The organism is Ignavibacteriota bacterium (assembly GCA_016218045.1).
GTDB lineage: Bacteria > Bacteroidota > Ignavibacteria > SZUA-365 > SZUA-365 > JACRFB01.
This window is the reverse complement of sequence record JACRFB010000007.1, coordinates 17,423-29,288: the sequence shown is the minus strand read 5'-3', so window position 1 is coordinate 29,288 and position 11,866 is coordinate 17,423. Positions and strand designations below refer to the sequence as shown.

Below are 11,866 nucleotides of genomic sequence, written 5' to 3'. Positions count from 1 at the left end.
GCCCGCTTCGCGGGCTCTGTTGGATTCGATGGAGCGCCGTTCCCCACACCTGACGGTGTGGGTTGGTGAATGCCGCCCGCTTCGCGGGCTCTGTTGGATTCGATGGAGCGCCGTTCCCCACACCTGATGGTGTGGGTTGGTGAATGCCGCCCGCTTCGCGGGCTCTGTTGGATTCGATGGTGCGCCGATCCCCACACCTGACGGTGTGGGTTGGTGAATGCCGCCCGCTTCGCGGGCTCTGGTGGATTCGATGGAGCGGCGTTCCCCACACCTGACGGTGTGGGTTGGTGAATGCCGCCCGCTTCGCGGGCTCTGTTGGATTCGATGGAGCGCCGATCCCTACACCTGACGGTGTGGGTTGGTGAATGCCGCCCGCTTCGCGGGCTCTGGTGGATTCGATGGAGCGCCGATCCCCACACCTGACGGTGTGGGGGGAAGAGTAGATGGGTAGATGGTAGGTGGGTAGATCGAAGATGGTTGCAAGGATGCAGGATTGTATACTTTCCCACTTTGCTACTTTCTACATTCCTCTATGCCCCGGAGGGGCGACATTGAGATGTCGAGTCCTTGGAACATGCATTCTTCTGGATGCGGGAAGCAACAACGGCATGAAATCTTTTTCTGTGTTCTCAGCGGGGAGTGTTTTGAAGTGTTGCCACTGGCTCTCCCGCTGTCCCGCTCTCCCTCGTCCCTACTCCCCACTCCCAACTCCTATCTCCTAGCTCCTCTCCTCCAACACCGACCCGTAGGTGATGGCATATTTTCCGAAGCGTGCGCGGATGGCATCGAGGCCGTGATAGAGGCGGTCGTATTTTTCCTCCTCTTCGGAGAAGAGGAAGATCTGTTCATAGTCTTCGATGAAGTCCGATGTGCTGATGCCGACGAGGCGCACGCGCACGCGGCGTGTGTAGAGGGCGTCGAAGGTGCGTTCGGCGATGCGGTAGAGGATGTGGTCGGCGTTGGTATAGTCGCAGTGGCTCGTGCGTGTGACGGTGACGAAGTCGGCATAGCGGAGTTTGACGGTGACCGTACGGGCGAGGAAGCGGTGTGCGCGCAGGTCGGCGCCGATGCGCTGCGCGAGGCGTTTGAGTGTCGCGAGCACGAGGCGGGGTTCGAGCACATCCTCGTCGTAGGTGTGTTCCGCGCCGAGCGATTTCTGACGGCGGTAGGGGCGTATGGGCGATTCGTCGATGCCGCGCGCGTGTTCGTGCAGCGAGCGTCCGTTGCGGCCGTACATGTGCGTGAGCAGGCGTCCGCCCAGGCGGGCGATGTCGCCGATGTAATGGACGCCCATCGAGAGCAGTTCACGTTCGAGCACCTCGCCCACACCCGGCAGGAGGCGCACCGGGTGCGGGGCAAGGAAGCCGGCCTCGCCGCCGGCGGGCACGCGCAGGTCGCCCGCGCGTTTCCCGACGGTGGTGGCCACTTTTGCGACGAGTTTGTTGCGCGCCACGCCGTAGGTGAGCGGCAGGTGCAGCTCGCCGGTGATGTCGCGTTTCAGGCGGCTCGTCCATGTGTTTTCGTCGCCGAGCGCGCGGTCGCAGCCGCTGAGGTCGAGGTAGAACTCGTCGATCGAGGCCTTCTCGAGCACGGGCACCGCGTCGGCAAGCAGCTCGGCGACACGTTCGGAGTACTCGGCGTAATGGGTGAAGTTGGGATGCAGGAACACGGCCTCCGGACACAGCTCGTACGCCCGCCGCAGCGGCATCGCCGAGTGTATGCCGTACAGACGCGCCTCGCGCGAACAGCCCGCCACCACGCCGCGCTGATACGGCGATCCGCCCACAATCACCGGCCGCCCGATCAGCGCGGGATCAAGCAGACGCTCGACCGACACAAAAAATGTGTCCATGTCGAGGTGCATACAACGGGTCGGTGCGTGGATTGGCGGTATCATGTGATTAGATAAATGTCTAACCATATGATACATGTTGTGCGGATGAAAAGCAAGAGCGAGTAGGGAGTGGGGAGTGGGGAGTAGGGAGTACTTTTTATTCTGAGGTCAACAATCAGACGGTCGTGTACCTTGCTACTTTCAACGTGTAACGTGTAACGTGCACCGATCCTACAACTTTGTTACTTTCAGCCACCGTAACCAATTCAGGAGAACCGCACCATGCTTGTTCTACGCCTTATCCTCGCCATCGTGCTCGGTCTTGTGCTGGGCAGTATTGTCAACATGGCGCTTGTTATGCTCGGTGGTGTTGTTGTGCCTCCGCCTCCGGGTGCCGACATGAACACCCCCGAGGGCATACGTGCCGCGCTGCCTCTGCTGGGACCCGGCCACTACATCTTTCCTCTGCTCGCACATGCGCTCGGAACACTCGCGGGCGCGTTTATCGCCGCGCGCGTCACGGAGCAGCGAAAACTGCTCGGAGCGATGATCGTGGGTGCGTTCTTTTTTATCGGCGGCATTCTGGCGGCAACCATGATACCGGCACCCGCCTGGTTCGTCGTGCTGGATCTCGCTATCGCATACTTCCCGTGTGCCTGGCTCGGCTACCGCTTCGCCCGTCCGCGACCCTGAGGCGGGAGAGCGGGACAGCGGGACAGCGGGACAGCGGGAGAGCGGGAGAGCGGGACAGCGGGACAGCGGCCGAAGGCCGCAAGAAAAAACCTCCGCTTCCTCCGTTCCTTCTGTGTGCTGTTTTCTTCGCGCAACACTCTATCCCGCCCGTGAGCAGGTGTCCATCGTGTATTCCGCGGCGGCTCCCGTCGAGCTTGTGATTTCGGACCTCCACGGCCGCATTCTGCACCGGAGGTCAACAAACCCCGCACAATCCGGTGCGAGCACCACATCCACCATCTCCCTCCGCACCTATCCCCCCGGCGTATATCACGTACAGCTCACCACCGCCACAACCCGTCGCAACACGTTGTTCCTCGTATACTGGGTGTTCGACACAGGAACAGAACGTAACACGTAACACGTATCCACGTTCCACGTTCCACGTTTCTACGGATCACGTGTCTACTTTCCACGTTGCTACTTTCAACAGAGCCCGGAGCGCAGCGAAAGGCGACAGGACGTAACACGTAACACGTATCCACGTTCCACGTTTCCACGTTCCACGTTTCCACGTTCCACGTTTCTACGATCAACGTTGCTACTTTCAACGGAGCCCGAGCGCAGCGAAGGGCGACAGAACGTAACACGTAACACGTCGCATGTTCAACGTTCCACGATCAACGTGGCTACTTTCAACGTTGCTACCTTCAACGGAGCCCGAGCGCAGCGAAGGGCGGGAGAACGTAACACGTAACACGTATCAACGTTCCACGTTCCTACGATCCACGTGTCTACTTTCCACGTTGCTACTTTCCACAGAGCCCGAGCGAAGCGAAGGGACGACAGAACGGAGCCCGGAGCGAAGCGAAGGGACGACAGAACGGAGCCCGGAGCGAAGCGGAGGGCGGCACATGCCAGCCCCGGGCGTAAGCCCGGGGACGACGTGCGCCCAGCGTTTTTAATGAGCCCGGAGCGAAGCGGAGGGCGACACAAGACTCTTAGAATCGTGAAGACGATAATCTTTCGATTCAAGAACAATGAAGACATTGCGAGTGATGTCGAAGGTATGATAGATATTAGTCTTCTCGTAGAAATGCGTTATATATATTCTCTCGAAGCATCACGGCTGGATATATCACTCGAATCGAATGCTAGGGAGAATCGAGGTGGTATACGATTCTGTGCGCACATTTGGCTCGACGCCTCTTGTGCCGCCCTCCGCTGCGCTCCGGGCTCCTCCTGTCGCCCTTCGCTGCGCTCGGGCTCCTCCTGTCGCCCTTCACTGCGCTCGGGCTCCGTTGAAAGTAGCAACGTGGAAAGTGGCCACGTAGATCGTAGAAACGTGGAACGTGGAACGTGGACACGTGTTACGTGTAACGACCTCTGTGCCGCCCTCCGCTGCGCTCCGGGCTCACGAAATCCGTGGGGCGCGCCTACCCCCGGGCTTACGCCCGGGGCTGTCTTGTGCCGCCCTCCGCTGCGCTCCGGGCTCGTCCTGCCGCCCTCCGCTGCGCTCCGGGCTCGTCCTGTCGCCCTCCGCTTCGCTCCGGGCTCCGTTGTGTCGCCCTCCGCTTCGCTCCGGGCTCCGTTGTGTCGCCCTTCGCTGCGCTCGGGCTCCGTTGAATGTAGCAACGTGGAAGGTGGCCACGTAGATCGTAGAAACGTGGAACGTGGACACGTGTTACGTGTAACGTCCTGTCGCCCTTCGCTGCGCTCGGGCTCCGTTGAAAGTAGCAACGTTGAAAGTAGCCACGTGAATCGTCGCAACGTGACACGTGTTACGTCGAACGTGAAACGTAGCAAGGTAGAACGTTGCAATGTCGGAACGTGGAACGTGGATACGTGTTACGTGTAACGTCCTGTCGCCCTTCGCTGCGCTCGGGCTCCGTTGAAGGTAGCAATGTAGAAAGTAGCCATGTGATACGTAGAAACGTGGATCGTAGGAACGTGGAACGTGTTACGTGTAACGTGTAACGATCGGTGTACCGACCTCACGGCCGGAATGTGTTCTTCCATCAATCGTATACATGGACGACATCCTAGCCCGGATCCCTCAGACAGGCGTCCCTGCAAGCCGGCTGCGAGGAGACGCGCCATTGTTTTCAAGAGACCCTTCCCGTATCATCCTCGCATCTCTCACCGGATCATAACGACGGCGCAATTCAGGAAGGCATTTCATCCATGACATTCCGCGGCAGTAGCTTCCTCCTCATCACGATATGTGTGTGCATCGGGATTCCCGCCTCCGCGCAGGTGAGCACCGGCGGCGCACACGCCATCCATTCCGCGGTGCTGAACGAGGAACGCCACTATCAGGTGGCACTGCCCGAGAGTTACTCGTGGGAGACGGACCGCCGCTACCCCGTCCTGATTGTGCTCGACGGCGAGTCGCAGTTTCAACACAGCGCCGCCACCGCCAACTTTCTCGCAACTCGCGGAGACATTCCGGAAATGATTGTTGTGGGTCTGACGAGTACCGTGCGCATACGGGACTTTACTCAGACCGACTGGCCGGAAGCGTGGATCGGTGGCGGTGGAGCTCAGAATTTTATACGCTTCCTCTCAACGGAATTTCTTCCCGCCATCGAGAGGCAGTATCGAACGGATGGCTTCCGTGTACTGTCGGGACATTCTGCCAGTGCACAATTTGTCCTCTATTGCCTGACGTCTGAACCGGCACTGTTCCAGGCGTATATCGCGTTGAGTCCGAGTCTCGACTGGGACCACAACCTCCCGCAGAGATCACTCGAACAGGCCTTTCGAAAAACGGACCGGCTCTCGGCTTTCCTGTACGTCGCACGCTCGGATGACGCGGGCCGCGCTCTCGCGGACTACAACCGCCTGCTTCGCACGCTCAAGACCACTGCTCCGAAGGGCTTCCGCTGGTTCAGCCGGGCGTTTCCTGACGAAACACATGTCAGCATCCCGCTTCGTGCGCTCATCGACGCGTTACGCCGGCTCTATCACGGGTATCGATTCCATCCCGATCTTATGCCCAAGGGTGTGGCGTTCGCCGAGAAACACTTCCAGGAGGTGTCGAAAACCGTGGGGTGGACGCTGCCCGTTCCGGAATCTGTGATCAACGAATTCGCCTACGAAGCCCTTGCGCGAAAAAACACGCGCGAGGCGATCGCCCTGTTCACACGCAACGTCGCGGCGCATCCGAATTCCGCCAATGCCTGGGACGGCCTCGCCGACGGCCATGCCGAAGCGGGGCAGTGGACCGAGGCCGTGGCTGCAGCACAAAAAGCCGTTGCACTTGCAACACAGCAGGAGCATCCCAACCTTTCGTACTTCATCGGCCAGGAGAAAAAAATGAAGGAGCGCGCTGCACAGGAATCCACGAAATAAAACTGAACCTCGGCACTGCGGGACAGCGGGAGAGCGGGACAGCGGGAGAGCGGGACAGCGAGACAGCGGAAGAGCGGGACAGTAAATTTGAAAGATGCACCTCACACATTCACACTCCCCGGTCCCAACACCTAACTCCCCACTCCCAACTCCTAACTCCTAACTCCTCACTCCCAACTCCCAACTCCTCATTCCAACACCATGCTTCTCAAGCAACTCTCGCCAACCCTGTGGGAAATCCCGAAAACCGGCGGCATGCGCGTGCCCGGGCGCGTGTATGCAAGCGCCGCGATGATGCAGCAGATCGAGGGCGACCAGAGTCTCGAGCAGGTTGCAAACGTGGCGCATCTGCCCGGCATCGTCAAGTACTCGCTCGCGATGCCCGACATACACTGGGGCTACGGTTTTCCGATCGGCGGCGTGTGCGCGACGGACGCGCACGAAGGGGTAATTTCACCGGGCGGCGTGGGCTACGACATCAACTGCGGCGTGCGGCTCGTAACCACAAACCTGTCGGTCGGCGATGTGTTGCCGCGCATTCGCGCGTTGGTGTCGGAGCTGTTCCGCGCTGTGCCGACGGGTGTGGGCGCTTCGCGCGCTATACCAAAACTGTCGCGCGCAGACCTCGAAGCGGTGTGCCGCGAGGGCGCGGGATGGGCCGTGCGCAGGGGCTTCGGCGCGGAGAGTGATCTGGACTTCATCGAAGAGGGCGGGCGTATCGGAGGCATGGATACAGCGGCCGTGGGCGAACGTCCGTGGGAACGGGGCGCCGATCAACTCGGGACACTCGGTTCCGGCAACCACTTCCTCGAAATCGGCCGTGTGGATGAAATCCACCACCCCGAGGCCGCGCGTGTCTTCGGACTGCGTCCCGACGGCATCGTACTCCTGATCCACTGCGGCTCTCGCGGATTCGGGTATCAGATCTGCGACGACTATCTGAAAGTGACACTGGCCGCGGCCCAGGCGCACAACATCGTGCTGCCCGACCGCCAGCTCGCCTGCGCGCCGCTGCGCAGCGATGCGGGCCGCCGCTACCTCGGCGCCATGCGCTGCGCCGCCAACTACGCCTTCGCCAATCGCCAGGTTATCATGTCTCTCGCCCGCGGCGCCTTCGAGCGCGCGCTCGGAATATCGGAGCGGGAACTCGGATTTTCGCTCGTGTACGACATCTGCCATAACATCGCAAAACTCGAAACACATGCGGTTGATGGACACGAGCGCCATGTGTGTATGCATCGCAAGGGCGCCACGCGCGCCTTCGGTCCCGGCCACCCCGATATCCCCGCGGCGTATCGCGGCGTCGGACAGCCCGTGCTCATCCCCGGCGACATGGGACGGTACTCGTACCTCGCTGTCGGCACCGAGCGCGCGATGCGCGAAACCTTCGGCAGTTCCTGCCACGGCGCCGGTCGCCACATGAGCCGCCACAAGGCCATGGCCGCGAGCAAGGGCCGCGACATGGTGCGCGAATTACGCGAGCGTGGCGTCGAAATTCAGGCCACCGGCATGCGCACCATCGCCGAGGAAATGCCGCACGCCTACAAGGATGTCGCCGATGTCGTATCCGTCATGCACGACGCGGGCATCACGCTGCGTGTCGCGCGCTTCCGGCCTATCGGCGTCATCAAAGGATAGAGCGGGACAGCGGGAGAGCGGGACAGCGGGAGAGCGGGAGTTAAAGCAAGAGCCACTTCTCCGGGTTGTTTCGCATCGAGACGAGCATTGAAATGACCTCGTCGTACGATGCATACAATTTGCGGGCTGTTTTTGTATCGAGGTAACGACATCGGACGAGAAATTCTATCCACGTTTGAGTTTCTCGCGCTTCTGCTTCAGCATCGGATAATTTGGCGATGAAGGCAGCTCGATACTGTCGCTTGGCCCATGCTTCTGCGAGATTCGCGCAAACTGATCTGCTGGATCGCCGTATTTGATCAACCAAGGCAAATCGTTCAAGGGTCGGCAGTCGCGTTGAGATTTCGAATATCTGATCCGCCCCTGCCATCCCACGTGCATACACCAACAGTTGGTGTACCCTGTCGATATTTTTCCTTCTCGCAGACACCAACTGTTATACGCCACATCAGAAAATTTGTTCCCGCTGTCCCGCTGTCCCGCTGTCCCGCTGTCCCGCTGTCCCGCTGTCCCGCTCTCCCGCTGTCCCGCTGTCCCGCTGTCCCGCTCTCCCGCTGTCCCGAAGGCCTACTCGGCGAAATCGAGAAAGACGCCGGCACGCATGACGGGGTGGCCGTCGAAGGCGATGTCGAAGTTGCGGGCCACGACGTCGATGTGCGTGGTGGAGCGCCAGTCGGCGCCTGTGTGTTCTGTGTAGGGATGACCGAAGGCGATGTGTACGCCGGGAATTTTTTCGTCCTGCAGTATGTGGCCGATCACGCCGGTCAGCGCGATGTTGGTGCCGATGGCAAATTCGCCGACACGGTTCGAGTTCTCATCGGTGCGGGTGTAGGCGCGGAAATCTTCGAGCAGCGTGTTGTTCGCGCAGGCGGTGGACACGATGCGGCTGTTCTCGATTGTGATGTGCAACGGTGTGTCGCGCAGATCGCCGTACTTTTCGCAGAGCCAGTCGCCCACAACACCGTCCACAACAAAGACGCCGTCCACACGCGCGGGCGAGGTGAAAATCTCTCCGCCCGGGAGGTTTCCCCATTTCTCGCGGGTGATGATGCCGCTCGTCTTCAGCCAGCGCAGCGTCGGCGACAACTGCACGGTCAGGTCGGTGCCGCGTGGCGTTGTTGCGGTGATGATCCGCGCCGCGACGGCGAGGGAGTGCAGCCGCGTGCTGAGCCGGTCGACGGCTTCGAAGTCGGCGCGCATGCCCTCAACCATGATACGCGCGTTGATGTTGACCATGTGTCCGTGCCGCGGTTTCACGGTGTCGATCAGACGCATCATGCCGATGCGGTGCGCGAGTTCGCCCGCCTGCGCCCGGCATGCGTACACACTGACGTCGGTGCGCGACAGCGAGGCGAGTATTTCCTCGGGCAGGTCGGTCATGGGCCGTGGCCCAAAATCCTCGAGCACAAACACGACCAGCGGATTGCCGCGCCGATGTACGGCGTCCGCCAGGCTGGCCCCGATCGGCAGCGTGGCCTCGTCGGTGATGATTGTACATAACTCCCCGGGCGCGAGACGCAGGCATATGCCGATGGCGTTTTCTGCGCCCTGCCGGAAGTCGTCAGGATACCCGGCGGCGAGGATGTGGTCGATGGTACGGATGGGCATTGTGGGAATGGGGACGGGGGAGTGGGGACGGGGGACGGGGGAGTGGGGAGTAGGGAGTTGGGAGATTTTCGTACGGTGCTGCGATCCGATCAAACTGCTGTATACCGAGCGACTTCTCTACCTATCTACCAACTACCATCTACCATCTACTAACTACCGAGTAGCAGCCCGAGTCCGTGATGGGTTTCGGTGATGATGTAATCGACGACGGCTTCGTAGTTTTCGGTTTGATCGAAGACGGCGAGCTGGCGGTCGGCGCCGCTGCCGTGGCGCATGATGTCGCGGATGTATCCGACTTCGGATCTGCTGCCGAGTTCGTCGAGCACATCGTCGACAAATTCCAGCAGCTCGTCGACGAGTTCGGCGAAGGGCACTTCGATCTCGCGGCCGAAATCTATCAGCTTGCCCTGTATGCCGTATCGCGACGCGCGCCATTTGTTCTCCATCAGGAGGTCGCGGCGGTACAGGCGGAAGCCGAAATTCCGTTCGCGCAGCGCCCATATCTTTGCCACAATCGCCTGAATGAGCGCAGCGATGGCGATTGTTTCGTCGATGCGCATCGGGATGTCGCACACGCGGAATTCGAGTGTGTCGAAATGTGGATGCGGGCGTATGTCCCACCAGATCTTCTTGCCGTCGTCGATGCTGTTGGTGCGCACGAGCAGATCGACAAACCGTTCGAATTCGCCGTAGCTCGAGAAGTACTCGGGTATGCCTGTGCGCGGGAATTTGTCGAACACTTTCAGACGGTACGACTTGAGACCCGTCCTGCGCCGCTGCCAGAACGGCGAGTTGGTCGAGAGCGCGAGCAGATGCGGTATGAAGTACCGCGCCTCGTTCATCACCTCGATCGCGGTCTGCCGGTTCTCGATTCCCACATGAACGTGTAATCCGAAAATCAGGTTGGCGCGCGCAACCATCTGCATGTCTTCCACCACCTGCTTGTAGCGCAGGTTCTCGGTGATCGTCTGATCCTCCCAGCGCGAAATCGGATGTGTGCCCGCCGCGCCGATGCGCAGTCCGCGCGAGATGGCGAGCTGCGCAAGATCGCGGCGCCTGGCCGTCATCTCGGCCCGCGCCTGCGCGACGTCGCGGCAGATACCTGTCCCGATTTCGACGACGGACTGATGCAGCTCGGGCTTGATTGCTTCGTGCAGTACCTGCCTCCCCGCGTCGATGATTTCCTGGATGTGCGATTTCAACTCGCGCGTCCGGGGATCGATGATCATGAATTCTTCCTCTATTCCGAGAGAAAGAGATGGGCGGTGGGACATTGGATGGTGGGGTAGATGGTAGTTGGTAGATAGTAGATAGTAGCTGGTAGATGGATCTATTCCAAGAGTGTGAGGAGACAGGATACAGGAGACAGGAGCTTGGCTCGCCCGTGTCTCCTGACTCCTTCCTCCTGTATCCTGACACGGGTGTGAGGAATCAGGATACAGGAGACAGGAGTTTGGCTCGCCCGTGTCTCCTGACTCCTTCCTCCTGTCTCCTAACGCGGGTGTGAGGAATCAGGATACAGGAGACAGGAGTTTGGCTCGCCCGTGTCTCCTGACTCCTTCCTCCTGTCTCCTAACGCGGGTGTGAGGAATCAGGATACAGGAGACAGGATTTTACCTCGCCCGTGTCTCCTGACTCCTTCCTCCTGTATCCTGACGCGGGTGTGAGGAGACAACAGAATCGTTTCAGGAGTCAGGTGCCTTTTCAGTGTACACCGCATTTTTTCGTTCGTGAAGGAGACAATCGACGGCGAGGCGCGCGACGGCGTCGACAACCCATTCGAAATTGTCCTGCCCCACGGAATACAGATCACAATCCGGCGCCGGATTCATGTAGTCGATCGCGTACGGCACGCCGTTGCGGACGGCGAACTCGACGGTGTTGAGGTCGTACCCGAGCGCGGCATTCACCGCGATGGTGTCGCGGTGCATCCGCTCGAACAGCGCCGCGGGCTGGTTGTGATACTCCACCATGTACCGTAGATGCATCGGGTGATGCGGCGCGTACGGCATGATGCGCACCTCGCGTTTTCCCACACAGTAGCAGCGGTAGTAGGCCTCGTATTCGATGGCCTCCTGCAACATCATACACTGCGCCCCGCTCTGATTGTAGTGGTAGAACAATTCCTCGGGCGTGTGAATTTTATAGACGTCGCGCCAGCCCCCGCCGTCATGGGGTTTCATGAAGAGCGGAAAACCGACATAGGCGAAGATCTCGTCCCAGTTCAAAGGATACTCGAGATTCCGCATCGACGCGGATGTGGTGTTCGGCGGATGCTCGCGACTCGGCAGTATCACCGTGCGCGGGACCGACACGCCCGCGCGTGAGGCGAGCAGGATGTCGATGAATTTGTCGTCGGCCGACCACCAGAAGGGATCGTTGATCACGCAGCAGCCCTGCAATGCGGCATGTTTCAGAAAGGATCGGTAGAACGGAATGTCGTGCGAGATACGGTCGATGATCACATCGTAGCGGACCGGACGCAGATCGAACACGCCGCCCGTCTTCACAAACTCGGCCGTGATGCCGTCGAGCCGCATGCCGTTGATGCGATCCACAACTCCGCCCGGAAACGTGTTCTCCATGCCGAAGATGATGCCGATGGTTTTCATGACGCGTTATCCCCGCACTCTGCCGCGCTGCGTATCCGCTCTCCCGCTGAATCGTCGACGGACTTTCTCATGGCGGCTGCGGAATGGTGAATGATCGTGATGCCTGTGTGACGGAAATATACAGCCCCCCGCGAGAACCTCGCAATGA

Annotated in this window: 9 protein-coding genes; 4 read left to right on the top strand and 5 right to left on the bottom strand. The window is 60.2% G+C overall.

Annotated elements, in window-relative coordinates:
* Positions 1-718 precede the first annotated feature (718 nt).
* Entirely contained in the window at positions 719-1,864 is a 1,146-nt protein-coding gene (gene dinB / locus HY962_02270) for a DNA polymerase IV (GenBank protein ID MBI5645730.1), read from the bottom strand.
* Positions 1,865-2,116: 252 nt separating this feature from the next.
* On the opposite strand from dinB, the gene HY962_02265 reads away from it, so the two are divergent.
* The 4 genes from HY962_02265 to HY962_02250 all read left to right on the top strand — a co-directional run bounded on the left by HY962_02265 (position 2,117) and on the right by HY962_02250 (position 7,498).
* Entirely contained in the window at positions 2,117-2,527 is a 411-nt protein-coding gene (locus tag HY962_02265) for a hypothetical protein (protein ID MBI5645729.1), read from the top strand.
* A gap of 112 nt (positions 2,528-2,639) precedes the next feature.
* Entirely contained in the window at positions 2,640-2,927 is a 288-nt protein-coding gene (locus HY962_02260; GenBank protein ID MBI5645728.1) for a T9SS type A sorting domain-containing protein, read from the top strand.
* Positions 2,928-4,690: 1,763 nt separating this feature from the next.
* Entirely contained in the window at positions 4,691-5,860 is a 1,170-nt protein-coding gene (locus tag HY962_02255) for an alpha/beta hydrolase (GenBank protein MBI5645727.1), read from the top strand.
* Positions 5,861-6,061: 201 nt separating this feature from the next.
* Positions 6,062-7,498: an RtcB family protein gene (locus HY962_02250; GenBank protein ID MBI5645726.1), complete on the top strand. Its 1,437-nt coding sequence runs from the start codon at positions 6,062-6,064 to the stop codon at positions 7,496-7,498.
* A 40-nt stretch (positions 7,499-7,538) separates the two neighbouring features.
* Here HY962_02250 and HY962_02245 read toward each other — a convergent pair whose 3' ends face one another.
* From HY962_02245 to HY962_02230, 4 genes are all read right to left on the bottom strand, one after another.
* Complete coding sequence (locus tag HY962_02245; GenBank protein MBI5645725.1) at positions 7,539-7,868, bottom strand: four helix bundle protein; 330 nt, start codon at positions 7,866-7,868, stop codon at positions 7,539-7,541.
* 197 nt (positions 7,869-8,065) lie between these two features.
* On the bottom strand, positions 8,066-9,106 hold the full coding sequence (locus tag HY962_02240; GenBank protein ID MBI5645724.1) for an aminopeptidase: 1,041 nt from the start codon (positions 9,104-9,106) through the stop codon (positions 8,066-8,068).
* A gap of 149 nt (positions 9,107-9,255) precedes the next feature.
* A complete protein-coding gene (locus HY962_02235) occupies positions 9,256-10,380 on the bottom strand; it encodes a carboxylate-amine ligase (protein MBI5645723.1) in 1,125 nt (374 codons plus the stop codon).
* A 411-nt stretch (positions 10,381-10,791) separates the two neighbouring features.
* Positions 10,792-11,718 (bottom strand): hypothetical protein, encoded by a 927-nt coding sequence (locus tag HY962_02230; protein MBI5645722.1) that lies wholly within the window; start codon positions 11,716-11,718, stop codon positions 10,792-10,794.
* Between the last annotated feature and the right edge of the window lie 148 nt (positions 11,719-11,866).

Coding starts and splice junctions, on each gene's coding strand:
- HY962_02245 (MBI5645725.1), bottom strand. CDS start 7,868: ATGGCAGGGGCGGATCAGATATTCGAAATCTCAACGCGACTGCCGACC.
- HY962_02250 (MBI5645726.1), top strand. CDS start 6,062: ATGCTTCTCAAGCAACTCTCGCCAACCCTGTGGGAAATCCCGAAAACC.
- HY962_02265 (MBI5645729.1), top strand. CDS start 2,117: ATGCTTGTTCTACGCCTTATCCTCGCCATCGTGCTCGGTCTTGTGCTG.
- HY962_02235 (MBI5645723.1), bottom strand. CDS start 10,380: ATGTCCCACCGCCCATCTCTTTCTCTCGGAATAGAGGAAGAATTCATG.
- dinB (MBI5645730.1), bottom strand. CDS start 1,864: ATGCACCTCGACATGGACACATTTTTTGTGTCGGTCGAGCGTCTGCTT.
- HY962_02240 (MBI5645724.1), bottom strand. CDS start 9,106: ATGCCCATCCGTACCATCGACCACATCCTCGCCGCCGGGTATCCTGAC.
- HY962_02255 (MBI5645727.1), top strand. CDS start 4,691: ATGACATTCCGCGGCAGTAGCTTCCTCCTCATCACGATATGTGTGTGC.
- HY962_02230 (MBI5645722.1), bottom strand. CDS start 11,718: ATGAAAACCATCGGCATCATCTTCGGCATGGAGAACACGTTTCCGGGC.